Origin of the sequence: Mesorhizobium sp. M1163, from assembly GCF_040318415.1 — a bacterium.
Classification (GTDB): Bacteria; Pseudomonadota; Alphaproteobacteria; order Rhizobiales; family Rhizobiaceae; genus Mesorhizobium.
Genome location: NZ_JAMYMF010000013.1, coordinates 108,672 through 132,077 on the forward strand (window position 1 = coordinate 108,672; position 23,406 = coordinate 132,077).

Below are 23,406 nucleotides of genomic sequence, written 5' to 3' on the forward strand. Positions count from 1 at the left end.
TTGGCGAAAGAGGTCTATTGGCGGGCGGCGATAGCTGCCGCTGCCCCGATCATGAAACCGGCGGCGGTGCGATTGAGTGCCCTCAGCGCCCGCGGCGACTTCAGGAACCAGCGCGCCTTGGCCGCGAGCGCCAGATAAGGCACCAGCACCACGAGCAGGACGACGATGGTGAGCGCGACAAGGATGCCGTAATCGACCAGCGTGATCGTCTTCAGATCGACGATGGTCGGGGTGATGGCGAGGTAGAAGATCATCGTCTTCGGATTGCCGAGCGTGACGGCGAGACCAGCTACAAAGCTGGATGCCAACCCGCCCTTGCCTTTCTTCGCCTCCACCGTTTCGGGCGTGATGCCGCTCGTCCAGAAACGCCAGCCAAGAAAAGCGAGGTAGGCGACGCCCAGCCATTTGATGACCAGAAAGACCATGCCAAAGGTCTGTGCGACGAAAGCCAGGCCGAGCACCACGGCCGTGAGATAGGTCAGGTCGCCGAGCATCAGCCCGAAGGACATGGCCAGCGACGCGCGGAAGCCCGAACCCAGCGCTCGCGCAACGAGCGCGGTGACGCCGGGGCCGGGGATGGCTGCGGCGATGCCGAGGGCAGCACTATAGGCGAGGAACCCGGTGAGCGTCATGATTCGCGCTTGTCGCACAATGTGGAAGTTGGGTGAATTCCCTCGGCCCGGATTCGATTGCACCAGCGCAGCAGGCGACACCGCCGTTCAAGAGCGGCCGTCTTCGTAGGTAACGCGCCAGATGGTGCCGTTGCCGTCCTCGGTGACGATCAGCGAGCCGTCCTTGGCGATGGCGATACCGACCGGGCGGCCCCAGACGGCGTCGTTCGAGATAACGAGGCCGGTCATGAAGTCCTCATATTCGCCGGTCGGCTTGCCATCCCTGAATTTGAGCCTCACCACCTTGTAGCCGGTCCTGGCGCCACGGTTCCACGAACCATGCATGGTGACGAAGGCGTCACCCTGATAATCCGCCGGGAAGTTGTTGCCGTCGTAGAAGGCTATATTCATCGGCGCCGAATGCGCCTGCATCAGTACGTCCGGGACAGTGGCCTTGCCGGCTAGGTCGAGCCGCTCGCCCTGATGGCGCGGATCCTCGTGATTGCCGATGTAGTACCAAGGCCAACCATAGAATCCGCCGTCCTTGACTACAGTTGCAAATTCGAACGGCACATTGTCGCCGAGTTCGTCGCGCTCATTGACGACGCACCACAATGCGCCGGTGGCGGGCTGCACGGTCATGCCCGTACAGTTGCGCAGGCCGGTGGCGACAGTTCGGGGATTTTTCCCATCCGGATCGAAGGCGAGCACATCGGCACGGCCGTCCTCGGAGCCCCAGGCCGCCCCGAGCGGCTTTGATTTGGCCCAGGCGTCGAGGCCGCTATCCGGCTCCTTGCCTATGTCCTCGGCGACGTTCGAGGCGGAGCCAACCGACAGATAAAGCGTCTTGCCGTCCGGCGAGAAGGCGATGTCGCGGGTCGTGTGACCGCCCGACGGGATTTTGGCGACAATGGTTTCTGGTTTACCGGATGCCTTTAGGTCACCGTCGCGATAAGGAAAGCGGACGATGCTGTCGCTGTTTGCGACATAGACCCATTGCGGCTTGTCTCCTGGCGGATAGAAGGCGATGCCGTAGGGATAACTGAGCCCCTTGGCGAAGATCGCTTTCTCGATGGGCTTGGCGCTGCCCTCGGCGAGACGATAGACACGTATCTGGTCGGCATGGCTGTTGGCAACGAACAGGTCGCCATTCGGAGCGACGCGCACGACGCGCGGATTGACGATGCCGGATGCGATCAGTTCGGCCGAAAAGCCCGGCGGCAAATCTGGCTTGGCCCTTTCGGGCCGTTCCGCCACGCCGGCGCCGTTCGACGCGGATTGGGCGGGATCGGCTGGCGGCATGTCTTGCGGCCCGATCAGGCGGCGGGTGCCAGGCCTGTCGGCGTGCCAATCGCCAAAAGCGGCTTCGCCTTTGAGCACCTTCTGATCCGCCTGCTGGGCGGCTGCCGGTGTCGCAACAAGGAGAGCAGCGGCAATGGCCGCAAAGCCGCCAGATCGGATCATCAACGTCCTCCGGGATTCGCCTCGAAAAGGGCAAACGGGATGAGGCATTGGTCGTTCCAAGCGGCCGTCCAGCACACGAGGATTTGAAGCCGAACCCCGATTCACTTGCCGGCGGCGTAGAAATCGTCGTCGAGGCGCTTTTCCAGCGCGACCAGATCGGCCGGCAGCGGCAAGCCCATGGCCCGCATCTCTTGCAGCTTCTCGCGCAACTGCTCTTGCACCTCGTGCTGATCCTCTGGCTGGTTGATCATTTCTTCGAGCAGCAGGCTGATCTGGGCCTTGAACGATTCCAGCGCCATTCTTTTTCTCCTTGCGGCAGGCCGCGGCGGCTCCTAGCGCAGCATGCGCGAAATCAGCTGCGCGGTATAGTCGACCATCGGTACTATGCGCGCATAATTCAGCCGCGTCGGCCCGATGACGCCGAGCGCACCGACGACGCGGGCGTCCTTGTCGCGATAGGGTGCCACCACCAGTGATGAGCCCGACAGAGAAAACAGCTTGTTTTCCGAACCGATGAAGATGCGCACGCCCGGGCCCTCCTCGGCGAGGTCGAGGAGTTGGATCAGTCCGTCCTGGGTTTCGAGATCCTCGAAGAGATGCCGCAGCAATTCGATGTCGGCCTGGGCAGTGACGTTTTCCAGGAGATTGGCGCGGCCGCGCACGATAAGCCGCCCAGGCACCCCGCTTTCGGCGCCTGCCCAGACCGCCAGGCCCTTCTCGACCAGATCCTGTGAAAGCGTATCGAGGGCTGCCCTGGTCTCTTCCTTGATGCGGGCGATCTCGACCCGCGCTTCGGCCAGGGTGCGGCCGCGAATATGGGCGTTGAGGAAATTGGAGGCTTCGTGCAATTGCGAGACGGTGATGCCGGCGGGCAGATCGACGACGCGATTTTCGACGTCGCCGTTCTGCGAGACCAGCACGGCCAACGCCTTGGTCGGCTCGAGCTGGATGAATTCGATGTGCTTCAGCGCCACCTCGTTCTTGGCGGCGAGCACAAGGCCGGCGCCGCGCGACATGCCGGACAGCATCTGGCTGGCCTCGGTCAGCATATGCTCCAGCGTCGCGCCCGAGCCGGAGGCGCGCACCTGCGCCTCGATGGTGCGGCGCTCCTCGTCGGAGAGGTCACCGAGTTCCATGAACGCATCGACGAAGAAGCGCAGGCCAGCCTGGGTCGGCAGACGGCCGGCCGAAATATGCGGCGCATAGATCAGGCCGAGATGCTCGAGGTCGCTCATGACGTTGCGGATGGTGGCCGGCGATAGCGACGACGGCAGGATGCGCGACAGGCTGCGCGAGCCGACCGGCTCGCCATCCCTCAGATAAGAATCGACGATGCGCCGGAAGATGTCGCGCGAACGCATGTCGAGCGATTGAAGCGCGGGCGATTGCAGCGCGTGCGACGGGAGCACGTGCGATTGCGAACCGGGATCGACTGCCTTGGTCATTTCGAGCCAAAAACCTCCGGCCCGAAGATATAGACTTCCGCGGCGTCGGCGCAACCGGTCCATTTTCCTTTGCGCCTCACGCCCCGTGCGGCTACAAGCCGGCCAAGATCCCGAAGAAAGAAAGAAGCCTGAATGCGCCCTTCCAAACGCCAGTTCGACGAAATGCGCCCCATCTCCTTCGAGCGCGGCGTCTCCAAGCATGCGGAAGGCTCGTGCCTGGTGAAGTTCGGCGACACGCATGTGCTGTGCACGGCCAGCCTGGAGGAAAAGGTGCCGGGTTGGATGCGCAACTCCGGTAAGGGCTGGGTGACGGCGGAATACGGCATGCTGCCGCGTTCGACCGGCGAGCGCATGCGCCGCGAGGCTTCGGCCGGCAAACAAGGCGGCCGCACGCTGGAGATCCAGCGGCTGATCGGCCGCTCCCTGCGCGCCGTGGTCGATCTGCAGGCGCTCGGCGAGCAGCAGATCACCGTCGACTGTGATGTGATCCAGGCCGATGGCGGCACGCGCACCGCTTCGATCACCGGCGGCTGGGTGGCGCTTTACGATTGCCTGCGCTGGATGGAAGCCCGCCAAATGGCGAGCCTGGGCAAGGTGCTGAAGGATCACGTTGCGGCGATCTCCTGCGGCATCCATGATGGCCAGCCGGTCATCGACCTTGACTATATCGAGGATTCCTCGGCCGGAACCGACGCCAATTTCGTCATGACCGGCAAGGGCGGCATCGTCGAGATCCAGGGCACGGCCGAGGGCGAACCGTTCTCGGAAGAGCAGTTCGCGGCCTTGATGGGGCTGGCCAAGAAAGGCATTCAGCGCCTGGTCAGCCTGCAGCAGATGGCGGTGGACTGATCTTCAGTTTATGACGATGAGGGTGACGATCCTGTGACTCCTTCCGCAATCCTGGAATCAGCACTCTACGTGACGGATCTTGCTGCCGCGGAACGGTTCTATTCGGGCGTCCTCGGGCTCGATCCGCTCGGCAAGGTCGAGGGCAGGCATCTCTTCTTCCGCTGCGGCGACGGCGTGCTGCTTATCTTCAATGCCGAGGCGACGAAAGTGCCGCCGCCGGCCGACGCCAGGCTGCCAGTGCCGCCGCATGGCGCCGTCGGCGAGGGCCATCTCTGTTTCGCCGCAAGCGCCGACGAGATCGTGCGCTGGAAAGCGCACCTGGAAGCAAAGAGCATCGCCATCGAAAGCGAGTTCGAGTGGCCGCAAGGCGGCCGCTCGATCTATATTCGCGACCCCTCGGGCAATTCGATCGAATTCGCCGAGCCAAGAATCTGGGGCATCTGATGCATTCGCAGACTGTTCATTCGCCAATTGTTCATTCGCTTGATGGGCATAAGATCGTCGTCGCAAGCCACAATGCCGGCAAATTGCGCGAATTCGCCGATCTGATGGCGCCGTTCGGCATAGAAGCGAGTTCCGCCAAGGAATACGGCTTGCCGGAACCGGACGAGACCGGCACCACTTTCGAGGAGAACGCGCTCATAAAAGCCTTGGCCGCTGCCAAGGCCACTGGATTGCCGGCGCTGTCGGACGATTCCGGCCTATGTGTCGATGCGCTCGACGGCGCACCCGGCGTCTACACTGCCAACTGGGCCGAGACGCCGGACGGCCCCCGCGACTTCGGCATGGCCATGCAGCGCACGGAAGTGGCCTTGCAGGAAGTTGGCGCGATCGCGCCTGCTCAGCGCAAGGGCCGCTTTGTCGCGGTCATCTGCCTAGTCTTTCCCGACGGCCAGGCTGAATATTTTCGCGGCGAGGTCGAAGGTACGCTGGTATGGCCGCCGCGCGGCGAACTCGGCTTCGGCTACGACCCGGTGTTCTTGCCCAACGGGTTCGAAAAAACCTTCGGCGAGATGACCGCTGAGGAAAAACATGGCTGGAAGCCGGGCCAGCCGACAGCATTGTCGCACCGCGCCCGCGCCTTCCAGAAGTTCGCGCAAGCCCGATTGGCCGCCGCATGACCATGCTGCTCGACCGCAGCCCGGGTTTTGGCGTCTACATCCACTGGCCGTTCTGCGCGGCCAAGTGCCCCTATTGCGACTTCAACAGTCATGTCCGCCACCAGCCGGTCGACCAGGAGCGTTTTGCGCGCGCCTTCGAGGCCGAGCTGGCGACCATGCGCGGCCGCACCGGGCCGCGCGAGGTGACAAGCATCTTTCTCGGTGGCGGTACGCCGTCGCTGATGAAGCCGCAGACCGTGGCGGCGGTGCTGGATGCCGTGGCGAAGAACTGGACGGTACCAGATGGCATCGAGGTGACGCTGGAGGCCAATCCTTCCTCGGTCGAGGCCGAGCGCTTTCGCGGCTATCGCGCGGCGGGCGTCAACCGGGTGTCGCTTGGCGTGCAGGCGCTGAACGACAAGGATCTGCGCTTTCTCGGCCGTTTGCACAATGTCGATGAGGCCCTGCATGCGATCGGCCTGGCGCGCGAGATTTTCCCACGGTTGTCCTTCGACCTGATCTACGCGCGGCCGGACCAGACGCCTGAAGCGTGGCAGACGGAACTCGAGCAGGCGATCGGCCACGCCGCCGACCATCTGTCGCTGTACCAGCTGACCATCGAGGAAGGCACGCCGTTCCATGCACTGCATGCAGCAAGGAAATTCATCATTCCAGACAACGATGTTGCCGCCGATCTCTATGCGTTGACGCAGGAGATCACCGCCGCGCACGGACTGCCGGCCTACGAGATTTCCAACCACGCCAGGCCCGGCGCTGAAAGCCGGCACAATCTCACCTACTGGCGCTATGGCGAATATGTCGGCGTCGGTCCCGGCGCGCATGGCCGTTTCGTCGAGAGCGGGCGGCGCGTGGTGACAATCGCCGAGAAAATGCCGGAGACCTGGACCAATCTGGTCGAGGCCAAGGGCCATGGCGTCACCGGCGGCGAGATCCTAACGCGATCGGAAGAAGCCGACGAGTTCCTGCTGATGGGGCTGAGGCTGGCGGAAGGCATCGACCTTTCCCGCTACGAGGCGTTTTCCGGGCGCGGCCTGTCGACGGCACGGCTGTCGGTGCTGCAGGACGAAGGCCTGGTGGCGCCGATCGGCAATGCCCGCCTGCGCGCCACGCCGGCCGGCATGATCGTGCTCGATGCCGTCGTGGCGGATCTGGCCAGATAGTACCGGTGAAGAACGTTCTCTTCGTCTGCAGCCAGAATCGCTTGCGCAGCCCGACGGCGGAGCAGGTGTTTTCCGGTCGCAGGGACATCGAGGTCGCTTCGGCCGGCACCAATCACGATGCCGACACTCCGTTGACGCACGAACTTGTCGCCTGGGCCGATATCATCTTCGTGATGGAAAAGGCGCACCGCGGCAAACTGCAGCAGAAATTCAGGGCCAGTCTAAGGAAGGCTCGGGTGATCTGCCTCGATATTCCCGACGACTATGAATTCATGGACCCGGAACTGGTCCGGTTGCTGGCGGTGAAGGTATCGCGATATCTCTGAAGGCTGTCGCGCTACTGCGCCTTCGTCATCCTCGGGCTTGACCCGAGGATCCATGCCGCTACCCTTGTCGAAGAATGCTGCGGTAGAATAATTCTGAACTGTCGAAACGCTTGAATATTACGGCATGGATCCGGGCGTCTGCGCCGCGTCGCTGCGCTCCTTGCTCCGTCCCAGGATGACGAAAAGAGGATCAAGCGTCGTGCTTGAAACGACGCTTGCCGCGGTCCTTCTCGGCATGCGCTTCTCCGGAGCGGGTCTGCTTGATCTCGCTCTTGTCGCGCGGGGCAGAATGCTGGTCGCCTGTGGGATGTGATGCTGCGCCATCGCGGGCGCTTTTTGTTTCGAGACGGGTGATGAAAATATCGAAGCGATTGGGCATCGTCCGGTCAGTGCTCCGTCGTGCTGTCGGTTTCGGTTACGGGCTTGCTCTCTGCCAATGGCGGGCGTGCGAGCGGTTTCCTGGCCTCGCCATCCGCGTTGCCACGCAGGCTCTTGTCGCCTGGCGCGGCGAAGCGCTTGCGGCCGGCATAATAGGGTTCGAAAACGTCCTGTATCGTCAGGCTGTCCATCCTGCTCCTCCCGAGATCAGGGTTAAAATTCGCCGGCAACGGTTTCGTTCCCTACTATGGCAAAGGCATGGCGGCCGGTTCACGTCGGGACCCCGTTTGGAACCGGGCGTTTGCAACCCAGGCTTTTGCAACCAGGCGTGAGCCGTGCCAAACAGGGTCGAACGGAGTTGTGCAGGTGACCGGCGAATTGGCCAAACGCAGTTATGTGGTCGGGCAGACCGAGATCGCCGCCCGGCCGCTCGAGCCGGCGCTCTATCTGGTGGCTACGCCGATCGGCAATCTCGCCGACATCACGCTGCGCGCGCTGGAAACGCTCGCCGCCGCAGATATCGTCGCCTGCGAGGACACGCGTGTTTCGCGCGTCCTGCTCGACCGCTACGGCATCCGCCGCCGCACCACCGCCTATCACGAGCACAATGCCGCCGAGGCCGGGCCGAAGCTGATCGTGGCACTGCTGGCCGGGCAGAGCGTAGCGCTGATCTCTGATGCCGGCACACCGCTCATCTCCGATCCCGGCTACCGGCTGGTTGGCGAGGCGCTGGAACGCGGCATTCGTGTCGTGCCGATCCCCGGACCGTCGGCGCCACTTGCCGCTCTGACGGCATCCGGCCTGCCTTCGGACGCCTTTCTGTTTGCCGGCTTCCTGCCGGTGAAGACCGGCCAGCGGCTGACGCGGCTGGAAGCGCTGAAGGCGGTGCCGGCAACGTTGATCTTCTTCGAATCGCCGCGCCGGCTGGCCGAGACGCTCAGTGCCATGGTCGAGGTGCTGGGCGGCGACCGCAAGGCGGCGATCGGCCGCGAGCTGACCAAGACTTTCGAGGAGATGCGGACCGGCACCCTGCAGTCACTCGCCGGCCATTACGCGGCAGCCGATACGCCTAAGGGCGAAATCGTCATCTGCGTCGGCCCGGCCGATGCGGTCGCTGATGAGCCTGAAGACATCGACCGGCTGCTGCTTTCGCTGGCGGCCGAGATGCCGGCCTCCAAGGCGGCGGCGGAAGCCGCCAAGATGACGGGTGGCCAAAAACAGACGCTCTACCGACGGCTGCTCGACCTCAGGAATGCCGGAAGAGACGGGGCCGGCGGAGACCGCGATGGCTGAACGGCGGAGCGCCAGCCGGCAAAAGGCCTACCGGCGCGGCCATCACGGTGAATGGCTGGCGGCGGCGGCGCTGATGCTGAAGGGCTACCGGATTCTTGCCCGCCGCCACCGTACCAGGTTTGGCGAGATCGACCTGATCGCGCGGCGTGGCGATTTGGTGCTGATCGTCGAGGTCAAGGCACGCCGTACGCTGATCGAGGCGATGGAGGCCGTCGGCCGCGAATCGGAGCGCCGCATCGAAGGCGCGGCCGATTTCTGGCTGTCGCGCCAATCCGACTACGGAAAATTATCGGTGCGCTTCGACATGGTGGCGGTATTGCCGTGGCGCTGGCCGGTGCATGTCGAGAACGTTTTTTACGGGGGGAACTAGGTCATTCCCGAAGTGGGGTCGGTTTTGCCGCGATCTCCGGTTCAGATTCGATTGCCTGTCGTCTCGTCGATGGGAACAAGCAAGTAGCGCCATTTGCTGCCTGGATCATGTGCCGACGCTCACCTGGATTCGCTCAATCGATCGGTTTGTCGACCTGGTCTCCGCCCAGCACTGACTGGAACAAAAGCGTTCCTGCGTTGTTCTCCAACCGTCCTGATGTTCGACGGGCTGGTTCAAATGCCGATCAGGGCAGTCCTCGTGGCAGGCGTGCGAGGACAAGGGATGGCGAGGCAAATGGATCCTGACGATCTCAACCAGGAACGGATCGTCACCGTGTTCGGCGGAACTGGCTTTCTCGGGCGCAGGATCGTGACGCGGCTCCTGGAAAGGGGTTTCACGGTGCGCGCCGCATCTCGCCATCCGGCTCGCGTGGCCCTGGTCTTTTCCTCGATTACAAGGATGCCCGAAGCAGTCGAGGCGGATATATTGGATGCGTCCTCGATTGGGTCGGCCATTACCGGATCACAGGCGGTCGTGAATGCTATCAGTCTTTACGTCGAGCAGGGCGTCCAGACCTTTGAACGCGTCCATGTGAAAGCCGCGGCCGATCTCGCTGCCGTGTCGCGCAAGGTCGAGATCGATCAGTTCGTCCAGATTTCAGGGATCGGCTCCGATCCTCAATCGGATTCGAATTATATAAGGGCACGTGGGCGCGGAGAAGTTGCCGTGGGAAACGCATTTCCCGGCGCTTTCATTGTGCGTCCCGCCGTCATGACAGGACCTGACGACGCTTTCCTCACGACCATTGTGAGGCTGATACGCCTCCTGCCGGTCTATCCGCTGTTCGGCGATGGTGGCACACGGCTTCAGCCGGTCTATGTGGCCGACGTCGCGGAAGCAGTGAGCCGGCTGATCGACGGGCGAAGCCACAAGGGTTCATCCATATTCGAATTCGGGGGCCCGCGTATCTATACCTATAAGGAACTGCTTCGGGAGATCGCCCGACAGCTCGATACGCACGTAAAGCTGATGCCGGTGCCGTTTGCTGTATGGAACGCCTTGGCTGGCGTCGCGGAACTCCTCCCGGCTACCCCCATAACGCGCAACCAGATCGATCTTATGCGTCAGGATAATGTGGCAGCAATTGACGCGCCGGGCCTGAGGGAACTCGACATCGAGCCGCGGGATATCGACGAGGTGATCCGCGTGATCGAACAGCGCCGTGGCGTAGGCTCGCGCTCGTCTCCGCCTTAGGACGGCCCTCTGATCCTGGCGGGAACCTATCGCCGCGCGACAGGTTGGTCGAGCTTGAAGCCAATGAAAGAAGGAAAAGAACCATGGCCAGATGCGATCAATGCGGGAATGACTACGACAAGGCTTTCAAAGTGACGATGGCCGAGGAGACCTACACATTCGACAGCTTCGAATGCGCGGTCCAGAAACTTGCTCCGACGTGTCCGCATTGCGGATGCCGGATCATCGGACATGGCGTCGAACAGGATGACATCATCTACTGCTGCGCACATTGCGCCGCTGAGGAAGGTGCGAGCGCGCTGACCGATCGCGCGCCTTGATGCACCTCCTTTGGCGTCTCCAGGGCGACCATTCCGAATGACTGGGCCGGCTCATCCCTATATGGCCAGTGCTGTCAGCCCGACGACGACCAGCCGAGGTCCAGACGCGCCGAGGTCAAGGCCGCCGCACCTGGACAAGTCGCTCCACAATGCCAGCCACCTCCTCTGGAATGGCCGGTATGGTGCCCGATTTCCGTGTCGACCCGAAATCGAGGCCGGCGAAAAAGAGACCTGGAACAGCGCCGACGCCATCCTCGTGGACGGGCTGGCCGGCCGCATCGAGCGCGCCAGGAAGCCGGACCCATGAGAAATCGCCGGTGAAACCCGTGCACCAGATCACTGATCTGATGCCGCTCGCCGTCCAGTCGAGGGAGCGGATCGGAGGATCGGGCAAGCGCGGGGCAACCGTCTCGGCTGGATCATCCTCGGCCAGGGGCGCATCGAGGCCGGCGCGCTCAATGTACTCGTCGACCAGGCGCTTGGCATTCGCCGAAACCTCGTCGGCAAATCGCATATGGTCGTCGAGTTCGTCGCCGAAGACGAGGCTGCCATTCTCCACGCCCCTGAAGCGGCCGAGCAGCACCACGCCCTGTGCACTCAGCGATTGCAGGCTGATTGTATGGGTCGCGCCGACCAGCGCGCGGGCCTGCAGCTTGCCGGAGGGGAGGACGAGTTCCTTGCGCGGAACGTCGAGAAAACCGGACAGCGTCAGCCATTTAAGTATGTTGCCCCCGCGCTAGCGCCGCACCCAACGGCCGTTGCGGCTGGTCGCCAAAAAGACCGCACGTCCGGCCACCGCCAGATCCTCGGCGATCTGGCCGCCCGACTGGCCGCTGCCGACCACCAGCACCGCGCCATTCTCGAACTCGGCCGGGTTGCGATAAGCCGAAGAATCGACTTGGCGAACTGCCGCCGGCAAGTCCGCCGACCCTGGTGGCCGGACCTGTCGGTTCTGGTCGCCGGTGGCGATCACCACATTGCGCGCCAGAAGCACGCCACGAGCCGCCGTAGTGACGCGAAAGATCCCATCGTCTCTCGTCAGCTCTTGAACCGGAGTTTGGGTGCTTACCGGCAGGCGGTGCCGCTCGGCATAGCCTTCGAGATACGCGACAAATTCGTGGTGGGTTATCGCGCCCCAGGGCTCCGGCCCCTCGTAGGATCACCGGGTAAGATGGAGCGAATGGTCGGCGAATTCAGTCGAAACGAATTCCATCGCTGCGTTCGCCACGTTTCGCCGATCCGGCCTCGATCGAGCACACGGTGGTCGCGGCCCTGCCGTTTCAAGAAGTAGCTGACGCCGAGCCCCGCCGGACCGGCGCCAATAACGAGGGCGTCAAGAACTTCGCTCATGCATTCCCCCTGCCAACCATACGTCCACAAGATCGTATGGCTCGGCTTCGGGCAAGAACAGAGTTCCGGCTGGGATTGCGCTATCCGCGCCGGCTCACCCCCAGATTGCCAGCCCCGCCAGGCCGACGATGCCCACGACCAGCCGCCACCAGCCGAACAGCGCATAGCCATGGCGCGAGACATAGTCGAGCAGGAAGCGCACGACGATTAGCGCGGTGACGAAGGCAGCGACCAAGCCGACGGCGATGATGGGCAGGTCGGCACTGCTCAGCACATTGCGGTTCTTGAACAGGTCGAAGGCGAAGGCGCCGACCATGGTCGGGATGGCAAGGAAGAAGGAGAATTCCGCCGCCGCCCGTTTGTCGACCCCGAGCAGCAGCGCGCCGACGATGGTCGAACCCGAGCGCGATGTGCCGGGGATCAGCGACAAGCACTGGAACAGCCCGATCTGCAGATAGAGCCTGGTCGGGAACCGCTCGACATCGTGGTAATATGGCTTCGGCTTCATGCGATCGACCAGCAGCAGGATGACGCCGCCGATGATCAGCATGATGCAGATCAGCCGCGGCGATTCGAACAGCACCGTCTTGATGAAATCATGCGCCAGCGCGCCGACGACGGCCGCCGGCAGGAACGCGATGAGAATGCCAAGGACGAAATGCCGCGTCAGCCGATCGTATGGCAGTTCGAGCAGCATCTTCCAGAGCCGGCGGAAATAGACGCTGAGGATCGCCAATATGGCGCCGAGCTGGATCAGGATCTCGAAGGCCTTGCCGGTCGAATGAAAGCCGAGGAAATGGCCGGCGAGCAGGATATGACCGGTCGAAGACACCGGAATAAACTCGGTCAGGCCCTCGAGCATGCCGAGCAGCAGCGCTTCGACGACGGTCTGGCTTTCCATGGCAACCTCGGCGTTGGAGGGAGGGCTTGAGAAAACGGCTTGCTTGTCACGGCGCGGAACTCCCCCTATAGGTCGCAGCACCCTGACAGCCCCTGAATCGGGCGGCCAAGACTTACCGGCGCAGCCGGCGATTTGCCAGTGCGCTCTATTATCGCGGGACCATGCTGACGCTTTTCCACCATCCGATGTTCGCCAGCTGCCGCTTCGTCCGCCTCGCCTTTGGCGAGTATGGCGAGGAACTGGCACTGATCGAAGAGAAGCCGTGGACGCGGCGCAAGGAGTTCCTGGCGCTGAACCCGGCCGGCACGCTGCCGATCCTGCTCGCCGAAGGCGACGTGCCGATCGTCGGCGCAGTGGTCATTGCCGAATATCTCGACGAGACGCGCGGCGTACTCAAGCGCGACAAGCGGCTATTCGCCGAGGATCCGATGGAGCGCGCCGAAATCCGCCGGCTGACCGACTGGTACCTCAACAAGGCGGAAAGCGAGGTTACCCGGCACCTGGTGCGCGAGCGCGTTCTGAAGCCGGTCATGCCGGAAACGGCGGGCGGCGGCTCGCCCGATTCGGCGGCGATCCGCGCCGCCCGCGCCAATATCCGCCAGCACATGAAATACACCAACTGGCTAGCCGGCACCCGTCATTGGCTGGCCGGCAACAAGGTCACCTATGCCGATCTCGCGGCGGCGGCGGCACTGTCGGTGCTCGACTATCTCGGCGAGATCGACTGGCGCGAACACAGCGCTGCGCGCGAATGGTATACTAGGGTGAAATCACGGCCTTCGTTCCGGCCGCTTCTGTCCGACCGGGTGCGCGGCCTGTCGCCGGTGTCACATTATGCGGACCTCGATTTCTGACGCGGCAAAGCTGCGCGCGCTCATCGACCGCGAGGCGCGGAACGCCGGCTTCGAAGCTGTTGCCGTCACGACGCCCGATGCGATCCCGCAGGCGCCGGCCCGGCTAGCCGAATTCGTTGCCGACGGCTTTCACGGATCGATGGACTGGATTGCCGAAACGCTCGAGCGGCGAGGCAAACCGACGGCGCTTTGGCCGGAGGTCCGCTCGATCATCGTGCTGGCGATGAATTACGGCCCCGACCACGACCCGCGCGACATCCAGACAAAGCGCGACCGCGGCGCGATCTCCGCCTATGCGCAGAACCGCGATTATCATGACGTGATGAAAGGCCGGCTGAAGGCGATCGCCGGCAAGCTCGTGGCGCGCACCGGCGGCGACGTCAAAGTGTTTGTCGACACCGCGCCGGTGATGGAAAAGCCGCTGGCCGAGGCGGCCGGCCTCGGCTGGCAAGGCAAGCACACCAACCTGGTCAGCCGCGCCCATGGTTCCTGGCTGTTCCTCGGCACCATCTTCACGACGGCCGAGCTGTTGCCGGACGCGCCTGAGGACGATCATTGCGGCTCCTGCCGCGCCTGTCTCGACGCCTGCCCGACGGACGCCTTTCCGGCGCCTTACCGGCTCGATGCGCGGCGCTGCATTTCATACCTCACCATCGAGAACAAAGGACCGATCCCACATGAGTTCCGGGAAAAGATCGGCAATCGCATCTACGGCTGCGACGACTGCCTGGCCGCCTGTCCGTGGAACAAGTTCGCCCAAGCTGCCTCCGAGGCTAAGCTTGCCGCCCGCGCGGACTTGCGCGAACCGCCGCTCGCCGAGCTGCTTTGCCTGAACGACGCTGCCTTCCGCGCGCTTTTTTCGGGCTCGCCGGTCAAGCGCATCGGCCGCGACCGTTTTATCCGCAACGTGCTGATCGCGGCCGGCAATTCCCAGGACTTGTCGCTGGCCGGCGCCGTCCGCGCGCTGCTCGACGATGCCTCGCCGCTGGTTCGCGGCGCCGCGGTATGGGCGCTGTCGCGGCTAGTGCCGGGTCAGGAATTTGCCGAACGTGCCGCAGCCGCTTTGCAAGTAGAAGGTGACGAGGCGGTAAGAGGCGAATGGCTTCTGGCCCTGCCAAAGCCGATCGAGGCCCATACATGACAAAAAAGCAGATTTTCATCTTCGGCGCCGGTTATTCGGGCAAGGCCTTCGCCCGCGCCAACAGGGATGCCGACACACCGATCTTCGGTACAACACGGTCGCTGGAAAAATTCGCGGCGCTGCGGCAAGCCGGTATCGTGCCGCTGCGTTTCGATGGCACGCTGACCTCCGAAATCGGCGATGCGCTTGGGAAGACAACCCATCTCGTCGTCTCGGTCGCGCCGGACGAGGCCGGCGACTCGGTGCTGGGCGCGTCACGCGAGGTGATCGCGGCCAACATGCCGGAGCTCGAATGGATCGCCTATCTCTCCACCGTCGGCGTCTATGGCGACCATGGCGGCAACTGGGTGGACGAGGCCGCCGAATGCCGGCCTTTGTCGAAGCGGTCGGTGATGCGTGTCGCAGCCGAGCAGGATTGGCTGCAACTGGGCCACGACATCCACCGGCCGGTGGCGATCCTGCGGCTTTCCGGCATTTATGGGCCGGGCCGCAACGCCCTGGTCAATCTCGAAAACGGCACCGCCCGGCGACTGGTCAAGCCGGGCCAGGTGTTCAACCGCATCCATTGCGACGATATTGCCGGCGCGCTCTGGCATCTAGCCGAAGGCGATCGCGGCGGCATCTTCAACGTCACCGACGACCTGCCGGCGCCGCCGCAGGACGTTGTCGCCTATGCCGCCAAGTTGATGGGCATCGAGCCGCCGCCCGAAATTCCGTTCGAGACCGCCCAACTTTCGCCCATGGCGCGATCTTTCTATGGCGAGAACAAACGTGTCACCAACGCAGCGATCAAGGCGGCCGGCTATGGCTTTCGCTTCCCCGACTACCGCTCGGCTCTCGACGCCATGTGGGCGAGCGGCGACTGGCGCGACGGCGAGGCGCGCAGTCCGATGAAACGGTCGTGATCGATACGTTGCGCGGGGCGTGGTATGATGCGGTTCAAATCGCGGAGGGGTCCAGCTTGGGGAAGACGTTAAAGCGAGCCTTGCCGGGAAAAACACTGCTGCTGACGGCAGCACTGGCCGTCGCCGGCCTAACGCTTGCCGCGCAAACGGCGAGCGCCGAGCAACGGGCAAAAGAGCTGTTCGGCGCCAAAAAGCTGCCGGCACTCGCAGCAGCGCAATCGATCGGCTTTTATTCCAAAGGCTGTTTTTCCGGCGGCGTCGCCCTGCCCATGGACGGCCGGCACTGGGAGGTGATGCGACCGTCGCGCAACCGCCGTTGGGGCCATCCGGCGATGATCGCGATGATCGAGAAACTATCGCGCGATGCCGCGGCCGACGGCTGGCCGGGCCTGTTGATCGGCGACATCTCGCAACCGCGCGGCGGACCGATGCTTACCGGCCATGCCTCGCACCAGATCGGCCTCGACGCCGACATCTGGCTGACGCCGATGCCCGACCGCAAGCTTTCGACCGAAGAGCGCGAAAACATTAGCGCTACCTTGATGGTCGATGAAAAGACCCATCTGGTGAAGGACGGGCTGTGGACGCCGATGCACACGCGGCTGTTGAGGCGCGCCGCGAGCTATCCCGAAGTCGAGCGCATCCTGGTCAATCCAGGGATCAAGAAGAAGCTCTGCGACACGGTCAAAGGCGACCGCAGCTGGTTGCGCAAGCTCAGGCCGTTCTGGGGCCACGATTACCACTTCCACATTCGTATCGGCTGCCAGCCTGGGTCACCCGACTGCAAGGCGCAGGAAGCGACGGCGCCAGGCGATGGCTGCGACCAGGCGCTGGCCTGGTGGTTCACCGAGGAGCCGTGGCGCCCCAACAAGAATCCGGACAAGCCGAAGGCACGCGACGTGATGACGATGGCGAACCTGCCCAGGCAATGCCAGTTCGTGCTCGACGCGCCGGCTCCGGCCTCGGCGGAAGCAGTCACCTATTATGGCGACGGCGTGCCGATCGCGGCCGTACCCGCTCCCGCGGCAGAGCCTTCGCCGCCGCCGACGGTCGCAGCCGGCGCGGCAGCGCTTCCGGCCTCGGCGAACGCCTTTGTGGCGACCCCCGAGATCCGCATTCCGCTGCCGCGGCCACGACCGGGGCACTGATGCGGGCAGCGTGTTCGCTGTCTGCATCCGTGCATCTCCACTTCGAAAACCGATTTCCCTTTTTGCGGTCATGCGCTAGTCAACGAGAGAACGGCGATACGCGTCGGGAACGGACGAGAAGCATGCCAGGCGTAAGCGACGACGACACTCTGTTACGGTTTCCGATTCTGATCGGCGACATAGGCGGCACCAATGCGCGCTTCTCGATCGTGCTCGACGCGAATTCCGAAGCCGGCGAGCCGACGATCGTCCAGACCGCCAACTTCAATACGATCGACGAGGCGATCCAGTCGGCCGTGCTCGACCGCTCGTCGGTCCGGCCGAATTCAGCTGTGCTGGCGGTAGCCGGTCCTGTCGAAAGCGACGAGATCCCGCTTACCAATTGCCCATGGATCGTCAAGCCGAGACAGATGTTCGCCAGTCTCGGTCTCAGCGACGTCGTGGTGCTCAACGACTTCGAGGCGCAGGCGCTGGCCGTCGTCGCGCTCGGCGAAGAGCATATGGAAAAGATCGGCGGTGACGCGCCGGAACCGAATTCCGGGCGGGTGGTGCTCGGCCCGGGAACCGGGCTCGGCGTCGCCGGGCTGGTCTATGCGCTGCATCACTGGATACCGGTGCCCGGCGAGGGCGGCCATATGGATATCGGCCCGCGCTCGCCGCGCGATTTCCAGGTGTTTCCGCATATCGAGAAGCTCGAGGGCCGCATCTCCGGCGAACAGATCCTGTCCGGGCGCGGCCTGGTCAATGCCTACCGGGCGGTGGCCAAGACGGACGGCAAGCCGTCGCCCTTTACCACGCCCGCCGAGATCACCGCCGCGGCGCTGGCAAAGAACGATCCGGTAGCCGAAGAGGCGCTGTCGATCTTCGTCACCTGCCTGGGGCGCACCGCCGGCGATCTCGCTCTGGTGTTCATGAGCCGCGGCGGCGTGTTTCTCACCGGCGGCATCGCGCAAAAAATCCTGCCGGCACTGCGCACCGGCAGTTTCCGCGCCGCCTTCGAGGACAAGGCGCCGCACAGCGCCCTGATGCGCAGCATGCCGGTCTATGTCATCACCCATCCGCTGGCGGCGCTTTTAGGGCTGGCCGCCTATGCCAGAAATCCGTCGCTGTTCGGCGTGCAGACGGCGGGGCGGCGCTGGCGGGTCTAGGATACACGCTGCGCCGCGACGAAGTTTCGCCATTCCCGGCCATAGGCAAGCCGTCATTGCGGCGTTAAGACGTTGCCGAATTGCAGCCCGGCCGAACCAAAACCACAAAGCGCTCCAACTTGACACTTCCAGCACCAACCAAAGGGAAAGTCCGTCCCAGCGAGATCGTGGCGGTGATCCGCCGCATCATCGCCGAGAACAGCCGCGATTACCGCTGGTACTATGCTCTTGCCGTGCTGTGCCTGGTGACGATCGCGGCGACGACCGCGTTCACAGCCTGGATCATGAAGGATGTCATCGATCAGATCTTCTACCAACAGCGCGGCGATCTTATCGCGCTGATCAGCGTGTCGATCCTGGCCGCCTTCATGCTGCGCGGGCTGGCCAGCTACGGCCAAGCAGTGACGCTGGCCAAAATCGGCAACAATCTGGTGGCGCGTTATCAGCGCCGCATCTTCGGCCATCTGATGAAGCTCGGCGTCAGCTTCTTCAACGACACCCGCTCGGGCCGGCTCGCCGCGCAGATCAACGAGAACGTCAACGGTATCCGCGATCTCCTGTCGATGACGCTGACATCGCTGGCACGCGATGCCGTATCGCTTGTCGCGCTGGTCGGCGTCATGATCTGGCAGGACCCGGTGCTCTCGGCGATGTCGCTGCTGATCGGGCCGCCTTTAATTTACAGTGTCACCTATCTGATGCGCCGGGTACGTCGCATCACTCGCGAATCGGTGCAGATCAACTCGCGGCTGATCGGCGCGATGCAGGAAGCGACGCAAGGCATCGCTATCGTCAAGGCCTTCACTCTGGAAGACGAGCTGTCGCGCCGCATCGGCGGCCTCGTCGCGGGCGCCGAGCAGCGGGCAAACAAGATCGCCCGCGTCTCGGAACGGCTGACGCCGATCTCCGAAATGCTGGCCGGCTTCGCCGTCGCCGGCGTCATCGCCTATTCCGGCTACCGGGCGACTGTCGGCGGCCAACCGCCGGGCGCCGTGTTTGCCTTCATCACCGCCCTGCTGCTTGCCTATGACCCCGCCAGGCGGCTGGCGCGTATGCAGGTCGGCATGGAAAAGTCGCTGGTCAATGCGCGCATGATCTACGAGCTTCTCGACCTCGAGCCGCAGCAGGGTGACGTGCCGGGAGCCGCCGAGGCGAAATTCACCTCTGGCGAAGTGCGCTTCAACAATGTGTCCTTCCGCTATGTCGAAGAGGCGCCGGTCCTGCAGGATCTGAGCTTTGTCGCCGCTGCCGGCAAGGTGACTGCCATCGTCGGAGCTTCGGGCGCCGGCAAGACGACGCTGGTTGCGCTGCTGCAGCGCTTCTACGACGTCGAGTCGGGCAGCATCGATATCGATGGCCAGGACATTTCAAAGGTCACCAAGCATTCGCTGCGCGGCTCGATCGCCTATGTTTCGCAGCAGCCTTATCTGTTCGAAGGCACCATCCGCGACAACATCCGCTACGGCAGGCTGAGCGCCACCGACGCCGAGATTGAACGCGCCGCCCAACAGGCCGCGGCCGACGATTTCATTCGCCAGCAGCCGCAAGGCTACGACACGCCCGTCGGCGAGAACGGCGTGACGCTGTCGGGCGGCCAGCGCCAGCGCGTATCGATTGCCCGCGCCATCGTTCGGCAGGCGCCGATCCTGCTGCTCGACGAAGCCACCTCGGCGCTCGACAACGAGGCCGAGGCCCGCGTCCAGGAAGCGCTGACCCATGTCATGGAAGGGCGCACCACCATTGTCATCGCGCACCGGCTGTCGACGGTGGTCAATGCCGACCATATCATCGTGCTGGAGCAGGGCCGGCTGGTCGAACAGGGCACGCACGCCTCGTTGATGGCCGACCCGCACAGCGTCTATGCGCGGTTCCACCGGGTGCAAGGCAGGAAAGGGCTGGGGCTTGTCGATGACCCCAAGCCAATCCAGACTGCGGCGCAACATGTCCGCGCGAAAAAGGCGGCCGGGAGACATTCATGAGTGACACGCCGACCGTTAGTGAAATGGGCCTGGTGGTGGTCGGCGCGGCCGGTCGCATGGGCCAGGCGCTGATCCGCGCCATCCACACCATACCGGGCGCGCGTGTCGCCGGCGCCATCGCGCCGGCCGGATCGCCCCATATCGGCAAGGATGCCGGCGAGCTGGCCGGCGTCGGCCGGCTCGGCGTGGCGATCGGGGACGATCCGCTGCCGGCCTTCGCCAAGGCCGACGGCGTACTCGATTTCACCACCCCGGCAGCGACCGTCGAATTGGCCGGCTACGCGGCGCAGGCGCGCATCGCCCACATCATCGGCACCACCGGCTGTTCGGCCGAAGACAACGCCAGGATCGCGGCCGCCGCGCGGCACGCGACGATCGTCAAGTCAGGCAATATGAGCCTCGGCGTCAATCTGCTGGCGGTGCTGGTGGAGCAGGCGGCGCGCGCGCTCGATGCCGACGATTTCGACATCGAGATCCTGGAAATGCACCACCGGCACAAGGTCGATGCGCCGTCGGGCACGGCGCTGCTGCTCGGCGAGGCCGCCGCTGCCGGGCGCGGCGTAGCACTTGCCGGCAACGATGTTCGCGTGCGCGACGGCCATACCGGCGTGCGCAAGGCAGGCTCGATCGGTTTCGCCAGCTTGCGTGGCGGCTCGGTGGTCGGCGACCACAGTGTGGTGCTGGCCGGTACCGGCGAGCGCATCACGCTTGCCCATCATGCCGAGGACCGGGCGATCTTTGCCCGCGGCGCGGTCAAGGCAGCCCTGTGGGCGCGCGGCCGCAAGCCGGGCCTCTATTCGATGCGGGACGTGCTCGGCCTGACAAGCTGATCCACAGATTTGGCTGATCCACAGATTTGGCTGATCCACAAGAGTTAGCTGATCCACAAGATTTGAAGGAGCAAATATGTCGAGAACTCTCGTGCTCGTGCGCCACGGCCAGAGCGAATGGAACCTGAAGAACCTATTTACCGGCTGGCGCGACGTCGACCTGACCGAACTGGGCCATGCCGAAGCCAAGGCGGCCGGCGCCAAGCTCAGGGCGCGCGGCATGAAGTTCGACATCGCCTTCACGTCGTCGCTGATCCGGGCGCAGAAGACCTGCCAGCATATTCTCGACGCCGTTGGCCAGAGCGATCTCGAGACCATTCGCGATCAGGCGCTGAACGAGCGCGACTATGGCGATCTCTCCGGCCTCAACAAGGATGATGCGCGCAAGAAATGGGGCGAGGAGCAGGTGCATGTCTGGCGCCGCTCCTATGACGTGCCGCCGCCCGGCGGTGAAAGCCTGAAGGACACCGGCGCGCGCGTCTGGCCCTATTACCTGCACGATCTGCAACCGCATGTGCTGCGCGGCGGCACCGTGCTGGTGGCGGCACACGGCAATTCGCTGCGCGCGCTGATCATGGCGCTGGACGGCAAATCGGGCGAGGAGATCGTCAAGCTCGAGCTCGGCACCGGCGTACCGATCATCTACACGCTCAACGCCGATTCGACGGTGGCATCGAAGGAAGTGCTGGAGGGCTGAGGCGGAGAAGCAACGCGGCTTTCAAAAAAGCGCGTTGACACTCATCCCTCGCCCGCTTAATGAGCGCGCACCAGCCCAGATGGCGGAATTGGTAGACGCGCACGGTTCAGGTCCGTGTTCCGCAAGGAGTGGAGGTTCGAGTCCTCTTCTGGGCACCAAATTCCCGTTTCGGACCGATTGATGCGGTTTCAGAGACCCAAGAAAAAGCCCGTTTTGCCGGGCTTTTTCTTGATCCAATGCTCTAGGCTGCCCTACCGTCAGCCATGGCATCCACAAGATATCCAACAATTATCCGTCCGGGGTAGGTAGCGATCCGTCGTTGCGACAGCGCGCTAGCGGAAGGATTTCGCCCGAGATCACTCTGGTGATCCTTTGCTGCTTGGCGTTGGTTACGACGGTCATGCACGCGCATCCGTAACCGTGGCCCGAACCAGGCACATTGGTCTCGACGAATTGCCGCTCGTCAAAGGCCGGCACATTGTCGATGCCACTGGGATCCGGTCGCCCCTGCATCTGGATCCACCAATCCCCGTCACTGTCGGTCAGGACGAGGTTGCCGGGTGTCGGGCTGGAGTACCAGCCACAACGGCGCTCGGCATAGGCGGCGGCGGGCAAGGACATGATGGCCAGGCAAAAACAGGTAGCGAATAGTGGGCGCATGAAATCTTCACCTCCCTGAAATAAAGCAGGTCATGCCCGTCGACGATCTGCGTTGACGCCGGTAACGAGGCGACATGACTTTGTAAGCCTTATGGCCTCAACTTCGTGTCCACATTTTCTTCGATCAATCCGCAATGAAGCGTCACAGGCTTCCCTTGGACATCGCCTAGTGGACCGTCGATGAAATCGCAGCTGAGCAGATTGTCCGGACTGCTCTTGCGCGCCGACGCAACGTTGACGTTGACCTTGGCCGGCCCGGCAAGCCAGGGGAGACGCTTCGCGTCGACCTTTGCGCCGCTGACGTGGGCGTGGCCCGCTGTACCCGGTATCTCCACCTCTTCGTCCTGCGGCGTGAGATCGATCTGGCCAATTTCGTTTACGCGCTTCTCGGCGCTCCTCTTCGGGTCGCCGTAATAGGAGGCGAAGACAACGATCCCCTCCTTTTCAGCCGCGAGCTTGGCAGCTGCCTTCTTGGACAGCGTGACGTTGACGTCGAAGCTCATGTCAGTCTGGGCTGTTGCCGGCACGACACATGCCAACAGTACAGATGCCGCAATCGTCATTGCGAGTGACGATTTATAGGGTTTCACGGTCCATCCACCTCCTTCAAGTCTCTCACGCAATGATGATGCCCCTCGCATCCTTTCATGTCTGGCTGCGACATCACGCTCGCCGCCGACATCATCGTGATCAGATCAGCTGTGGCACGTGTCAGTTCGCGGCCGGAACAGGGCAGCTCACGTCGCCTTCCTGGCATTTCAGATAGCCTTCGAAACCTTTGACACGGGATTGCGTCAGGCCGTCCATGCACTGCGCGATGAGCATTGGCATCATGCTTCCTCCGGCCGCGCCTGCGGTCTGGAAACTGCATTCCGCGTCGCGAAACTTGCCCCAATCCCGCTGTGCCTGAACAAGAAGCTTCTTGGTATCCGCATCGTCCTTCAGGCGGGCTTCGATCTGCTTGTAAAGCTCATTGAGCTTCTTGTCGGATTTCTGGAACTCGGCACCGAAGCACTGGTTCATGGTGGCCTGATCCTTGGCATCGGCGCACTTGTCCTTGGCAAGGGCGAATGTCGGCGCAGCCAGAACCACGGCAGCAGTCAATATCGCTATTTTCATCGATTTCCCTTTCCGGTTGCGATCAAGCTCTTAAGTTACTCAGCCCCGACCTATGTTCTCTTCAGCTATCCGTCATTGCCACG

30 protein-coding genes and 1 tRNA gene are annotated in these 23,406 nt (G+C 63.5%); 18 read left to right on the forward strand and 13 right to left on the reverse strand.

The genetic code is table 11. The annotated features are described in order from the left end of the window. Nucleotides 1-14: 14 nt before the first annotated feature. The 4 genes from NKH43_RS14820 to hrcA all read right to left on the reverse strand — a co-directional run bounded on the left by NKH43_RS14820 (nucleotide 15) and on the right by hrcA (nucleotide 3,520). Nucleotides 15-632 (reverse strand): LysE family translocator, encoded by a 618-nt coding sequence (locus tag NKH43_RS14820; protein ID WP_352495441.1) that lies wholly within the window; start codon nucleotides 630-632, stop codon nucleotides 15-17. A gap of 87 nt (nucleotides 633-719) precedes the next feature. Next, nucleotides 720-2,075 (reverse strand): PQQ-dependent sugar dehydrogenase, encoded by a 1,356-nt coding sequence (locus tag NKH43_RS14825; RefSeq protein ID WP_352858792.1) that lies wholly within the window; start codon nucleotides 2,073-2,075, stop codon nucleotides 720-722. A gap of 101 nt (nucleotides 2,076-2,176) precedes the next feature. Continuing rightward, the gene (locus NKH43_RS14830) at nucleotides 2,177-2,374 is read right to left on the reverse strand and encodes a hypothetical protein (protein ID WP_023718841.1); all 198 of its coding nucleotides are present in this window, start codon (nucleotides 2,372-2,374) and stop codon (nucleotides 2,177-2,179) included. Nucleotides 2,375-2,407: 33 nt separating this feature from the next. Next, nucleotides 2,408-3,520 carry a heat-inducible transcriptional repressor HrcA gene (gene hrcA / locus NKH43_RS14835; RefSeq protein WP_352481369.1) on the reverse strand — a complete coding sequence of 371 codons (1,113 nt, stop codon included), beginning with the start codon at nucleotides 3,518-3,520 and terminating at the stop codon, nucleotides 2,408-2,410. A gap of 132 nt (nucleotides 3,521-3,652) precedes the next feature. On the opposite strand from hrcA, the gene rph reads away from it, so the two are divergent. From rph to NKH43_RS14860, 5 genes are read left to right on the forward strand one after another with little or no spacing between them, the layout of a single operon-like run. Then, a complete protein-coding gene (rph, locus tag NKH43_RS14840; RefSeq protein WP_023718839.1) occupies nucleotides 3,653-4,369 on the forward strand; it encodes a ribonuclease PH in 717 nt (238 codons plus the stop codon). Nucleotides 4,370-4,402: 33 nt separating this feature from the next. Continuing rightward, complete coding sequence (locus NKH43_RS14845; RefSeq protein WP_023718838.1) at nucleotides 4,403-4,813, forward strand: VOC family protein; 411 nt, start codon at nucleotides 4,403-4,405, stop codon at nucleotides 4,811-4,813. Then, on the forward strand, nucleotides 4,813-5,490 hold the full coding sequence (rdgB, locus tag NKH43_RS14850; protein WP_352858794.1) for an RdgB/HAM1 family non-canonical purine NTP pyrophosphatase: 678 nt from the start codon (nucleotides 4,813-4,815) through the stop codon (nucleotides 5,488-5,490). Before NKH43_RS14845 ends, rdgB begins: the two co-directional genes overlap by 1 nt. Next, a complete protein-coding gene (gene hemW, locus NKH43_RS14855; protein ID WP_352858796.1) occupies nucleotides 5,487-6,650 on the forward strand; it encodes a radical SAM family heme chaperone HemW in 1,164 nt (387 codons plus the stop codon). Before rdgB ends, hemW begins: the two co-directional genes overlap by 4 nt. A gap of 5 nt (nucleotides 6,651-6,655) precedes the next feature. Beyond that, nucleotides 6,656-6,976: a low molecular weight protein tyrosine phosphatase family protein gene (locus NKH43_RS14860; protein WP_023718835.1), complete on the forward strand. Its 321-nt coding sequence runs from the start codon at nucleotides 6,656-6,658 to the stop codon at nucleotides 6,974-6,976. 190 nt (nucleotides 6,977-7,166) lie between these two features. Here the strand turns inward: NKH43_RS14860 and NKH43_RS14865 are convergent, their stop codons facing one another. Together NKH43_RS14865 and NKH43_RS14870 are read right to left on the reverse strand one after the other, a co-directional pair. Further along, nucleotides 7,167-7,355 (reverse strand): hypothetical protein, encoded by a 189-nt coding sequence (locus tag NKH43_RS14865; protein ID WP_023718834.1) that lies wholly within the window; start codon nucleotides 7,353-7,355, stop codon nucleotides 7,167-7,169. A 7-nt stretch (nucleotides 7,356-7,362) separates the two neighbouring features. Next, nucleotides 7,363-7,545: a hypothetical protein gene (locus NKH43_RS14870; protein WP_352858797.1), complete on the reverse strand. Its 183-nt coding sequence runs from the start codon at nucleotides 7,543-7,545 to the stop codon at nucleotides 7,363-7,365. A 175-nt stretch (nucleotides 7,546-7,720) separates the two neighbouring features. Between NKH43_RS14870 and rsmI the strand changes: the two genes are divergently transcribed. From rsmI to NKH43_RS14890, 4 genes are all read left to right on the forward strand, one after another. After that, nucleotides 7,721-8,647 (forward strand): 16S rRNA (cytidine(1402)-2'-O)-methyltransferase, encoded by a 927-nt coding sequence (gene rsmI / locus NKH43_RS14875; RefSeq protein ID WP_352858799.1) that lies wholly within the window; start codon nucleotides 7,721-7,723, stop codon nucleotides 8,645-8,647. Beyond that, complete coding sequence (locus tag NKH43_RS14880) at nucleotides 8,640-9,017, forward strand: YraN family protein (protein ID WP_023718831.1); 378 nt, start codon at nucleotides 8,640-8,642, stop codon at nucleotides 9,015-9,017. The genes rsmI and NKH43_RS14880 overlap by 8 nt, the downstream gene beginning before the upstream one ends. Before the next feature lie 294 nt (nucleotides 9,018-9,311). Continuing rightward, nucleotides 9,312-10,271, forward strand: a complete 960-nt coding sequence (locus tag NKH43_RS14885; RefSeq protein WP_352858801.1) for a complex I NDUFA9 subunit family protein — start codon at nucleotides 9,312-9,314, stop codon at nucleotides 10,269-10,271. 44 nt (nucleotides 10,272-10,315) lie between these two features. After that, on the forward strand, nucleotides 10,316-10,591 hold the full coding sequence (locus tag NKH43_RS14890) for a metallothionein (protein WP_352495436.1): 276 nt from the start codon (nucleotides 10,316-10,318) through the stop codon (nucleotides 10,589-10,591). A 115-nt stretch (nucleotides 10,592-10,706) separates the two neighbouring features. Here the strand turns inward: NKH43_RS14890 and NKH43_RS14895 are convergent, their stop codons facing one another. From NKH43_RS14895 to NKH43_RS14910, 4 genes are all read right to left on the reverse strand, one after another. Continuing rightward, the gene (locus NKH43_RS14895) at nucleotides 10,707-11,177 is read right to left on the reverse strand and encodes an NAD(P)/FAD-dependent oxidoreductase (RefSeq protein ID WP_352858803.1); all 471 of its coding nucleotides are present in this window, start codon (nucleotides 11,175-11,177) and stop codon (nucleotides 10,707-10,709) included. Between the two features lie 150 nt (nucleotides 11,178-11,327). Next, a complete protein-coding gene (locus NKH43_RS14900; RefSeq protein ID WP_352858844.1) occupies nucleotides 11,328-11,720 on the reverse strand; it encodes an NAD(P)-binding domain-containing protein in 393 nt (130 codons plus the stop codon). Beyond that, on the reverse strand, nucleotides 11,717-12,124 hold the full coding sequence (locus NKH43_RS14905) for an NAD(P)-binding protein (RefSeq protein WP_352858805.1): 408 nt from the start codon (nucleotides 12,122-12,124) through the stop codon (nucleotides 11,717-11,719). Before NKH43_RS14905 ends, NKH43_RS14900 begins: the two co-directional genes overlap by 4 nt. Beyond that, nucleotides 12,036-12,842: an undecaprenyl-diphosphate phosphatase gene (locus tag NKH43_RS14910; protein ID WP_352858807.1), complete on the reverse strand. Its 807-nt coding sequence runs from the start codon at nucleotides 12,840-12,842 to the stop codon at nucleotides 12,036-12,038. The genes NKH43_RS14905 and NKH43_RS14910 overlap by 89 nt, the downstream gene beginning before the upstream one ends. Nucleotides 12,843-13,003: 161 nt before the next feature. Between NKH43_RS14910 and NKH43_RS14915 the strand changes: the two genes are divergently transcribed. The 9 genes from NKH43_RS14915 to NKH43_RS14955 all read left to right on the forward strand — a co-directional run bounded on the left by NKH43_RS14915 (nucleotide 13,004) and on the right by NKH43_RS14955 (nucleotide 21,702). Then, a complete protein-coding gene (locus NKH43_RS14915; RefSeq protein WP_023678968.1) occupies nucleotides 13,004-13,696 on the forward strand; it encodes a glutathione S-transferase family protein in 693 nt (230 codons plus the stop codon). Then, entirely contained in the window at nucleotides 13,677-14,837 is a 1,161-nt protein-coding gene (queG, locus tag NKH43_RS14920; protein ID WP_352858809.1) for a tRNA epoxyqueuosine(34) reductase QueG, read from the forward strand. The genes NKH43_RS14915 and queG overlap by 20 nt, the downstream gene beginning before the upstream one ends. Continuing rightward, nucleotides 14,834-15,742 carry an SDR family oxidoreductase gene (locus NKH43_RS14925; protein ID WP_352858810.1) on the forward strand — a complete coding sequence of 303 codons (909 nt, stop codon included), beginning with the start codon at nucleotides 14,834-14,836 and terminating at the stop codon, nucleotides 15,740-15,742. Before queG ends, NKH43_RS14925 begins: the two co-directional genes overlap by 4 nt. Before the next feature lie 56 nt (nucleotides 15,743-15,798). Then, the gene (gene mepA, locus NKH43_RS14930; protein WP_352858812.1) at nucleotides 15,799-16,890 is read left to right on the forward strand and encodes a penicillin-insensitive murein endopeptidase; all 1,092 of its coding nucleotides are present in this window, start codon (nucleotides 15,799-15,801) and stop codon (nucleotides 16,888-16,890) included. A gap of 122 nt (nucleotides 16,891-17,012) precedes the next feature. Continuing rightward, complete coding sequence (locus NKH43_RS14935) at nucleotides 17,013-18,038, forward strand: glucokinase (protein ID WP_352858813.1); 1,026 nt, start codon at nucleotides 17,013-17,015, stop codon at nucleotides 18,036-18,038. 119 nt (nucleotides 18,039-18,157) lie between these two features. Further along, a complete protein-coding gene (locus NKH43_RS14940) occupies nucleotides 18,158-20,017 on the forward strand; it encodes an ABC transporter ATP-binding protein (protein WP_352858815.1) in 1,860 nt (619 codons plus the stop codon). Beyond that, entirely contained in the window at nucleotides 20,014-20,847 is an 834-nt protein-coding gene (gene dapB / locus NKH43_RS14945; protein WP_352858817.1) for a 4-hydroxy-tetrahydrodipicolinate reductase, read from the forward strand. The genes NKH43_RS14940 and dapB overlap by 4 nt, the downstream gene beginning before the upstream one ends. A gap of 76 nt (nucleotides 20,848-20,923) precedes the next feature. Next, a complete protein-coding gene (locus NKH43_RS14950; RefSeq protein ID WP_352858819.1) occupies nucleotides 20,924-21,544 on the forward strand; it encodes a 2,3-bisphosphoglycerate-dependent phosphoglycerate mutase in 621 nt (206 codons plus the stop codon). 73 nt (nucleotides 21,545-21,617) lie between these two features. Beyond that, nucleotides 21,618-21,702 (forward strand) — tRNA-Leu (locus tag NKH43_RS14955). Between the two features lie 130 nt (nucleotides 21,703-21,832). On the opposite strand, the gene NKH43_RS14960 is transcribed toward NKH43_RS14955, so the two are convergent. The 3 genes from NKH43_RS14960 to NKH43_RS14970 form a co-directional block, all read right to left on the reverse strand. Continuing rightward, a complete protein-coding gene (locus NKH43_RS14960) occupies nucleotides 21,833-22,204 on the reverse strand; it encodes a DUF4087 domain-containing protein (protein WP_352858821.1) in 372 nt (123 codons plus the stop codon). 89 nt (nucleotides 22,205-22,293) lie between these two features. Then, nucleotides 22,294-22,707 carry a hypothetical protein gene (locus tag NKH43_RS14965; RefSeq protein WP_352858823.1) on the reverse strand — a complete coding sequence of 138 codons (414 nt, stop codon included), beginning with the start codon at nucleotides 22,705-22,707 and terminating at the stop codon, nucleotides 22,294-22,296. A gap of 208 nt (nucleotides 22,708-22,915) precedes the next feature. Next, the gene (locus tag NKH43_RS14970; protein ID WP_352858825.1) at nucleotides 22,916-23,323 is read right to left on the reverse strand and encodes a lysozyme inhibitor LprI family protein; all 408 of its coding nucleotides are present in this window, start codon (nucleotides 23,321-23,323) and stop codon (nucleotides 22,916-22,918) included. Nucleotides 23,324-23,406 lie beyond the last annotated feature (83 nt).

Bases quoted from the DNA above. Each gene is read 5' to 3' on its own strand.
- NKH43_RS14820 (WP_352495441.1), bottom strand. From the start codon at position 632: ATGACGCTCACCGGGTTCCTCGCCTATAGTGCTGCCCTCGGCATCGCC.
- NKH43_RS14825 (WP_352858792.1), bottom strand. From the start codon at position 2,075: ATGATCCGATCTGGCGGCTTTGCGGCCATTGCCGCTGCTCTCCTTGTT.
- NKH43_RS14830 (WP_023718841.1), bottom strand. From the start codon at position 2,374: ATGGCGCTGGAATCGTTCAAGGCCCAGATCAGCCTGCTGCTCGAAGAA.
- hrcA (WP_352481369.1), bottom strand. From the start codon at position 3,520: ATGACCAAGGCAGTCGATCCCGGTTCGCAATCGCACGTGCTCCCGTCG.
- rph (WP_023718839.1), top strand. From the start codon at position 3,653: ATGCGCCCTTCCAAACGCCAGTTCGACGAAATGCGCCCCATCTCCTTC.
- rdgB (WP_352858794.1), top strand. From the start codon at position 4,813: ATGCATTCGCAGACTGTTCATTCGCCAATTGTTCATTCGCTTGATGGG.
- hemW (WP_352858796.1), top strand. From the start codon at position 5,487: ATGACCATGCTGCTCGACCGCAGCCCGGGTTTTGGCGTCTACATCCAC.
- NKH43_RS14865 (WP_023718834.1), bottom strand. From the start codon at position 7,355: ATGCCCAATCGCTTCGATATTTTCATCACCCGTCTCGAAACAAAAAGC.
- NKH43_RS14870 (WP_352858797.1), bottom strand. From the start codon at position 7,545: ATGGACAGCCTGACGATACAGGACGTTTTCGAACCCTATTATGCCGGC.
- NKH43_RS14880 (WP_023718831.1), top strand. From the start codon at position 8,640: ATGGCTGAACGGCGGAGCGCCAGCCGGCAAAAGGCCTACCGGCGCGGC.
- NKH43_RS14885 (WP_352858801.1), top strand. From the start codon at position 9,312: ATGGATCCTGACGATCTCAACCAGGAACGGATCGTCACCGTGTTCGGC.
- NKH43_RS14905 (WP_352858805.1), bottom strand. From the start codon at position 12,124: ATGTCTCGCGCCATGGCTATGCGCTGTTCGGCTGGTGGCGGCTGGTCG.
- NKH43_RS14910 (WP_352858807.1), bottom strand. From the start codon at position 12,842: ATGGAAAGCCAGACCGTCGTCGAAGCGCTGCTGCTCGGCATGCTCGAG.
- NKH43_RS14915 (WP_023678968.1), top strand. From the start codon at position 13,004: ATGCTGACGCTTTTCCACCATCCGATGTTCGCCAGCTGCCGCTTCGTC.
- queG (WP_352858809.1), top strand. From the start codon at position 13,677: ATGCGGACCTCGATTTCTGACGCGGCAAAGCTGCGCGCGCTCATCGAC.
- NKH43_RS14925 (WP_352858810.1), top strand. From the start codon at position 14,834: ATGACAAAAAAGCAGATTTTCATCTTCGGCGCCGGTTATTCGGGCAAG.
- NKH43_RS14935 (WP_352858813.1), top strand. From the start codon at position 17,013: ATGCCAGGCGTAAGCGACGACGACACTCTGTTACGGTTTCCGATTCTG.
- dapB (WP_352858817.1), top strand. From the start codon at position 20,014: ATGAGTGACACGCCGACCGTTAGTGAAATGGGCCTGGTGGTGGTCGGC.
- NKH43_RS14950 (WP_352858819.1), top strand. From the start codon at position 20,924: ATGTCGAGAACTCTCGTGCTCGTGCGCCACGGCCAGAGCGAATGGAAC.
- NKH43_RS14960 (WP_352858821.1), bottom strand. From the start codon at position 22,204: ATGCGCCCACTATTCGCTACCTGTTTTTGCCTGGCCATCATGTCCTTG.
- NKH43_RS14965 (WP_352858823.1), bottom strand. From the start codon at position 22,707: ATGAGCTTCGACGTCAACGTCACGCTGTCCAAGAAGGCAGCTGCCAAG.
- NKH43_RS14970 (WP_352858825.1), bottom strand. From the start codon at position 23,323: ATGAAAATAGCGATATTGACTGCTGCCGTGGTTCTGGCTGCGCCGACA.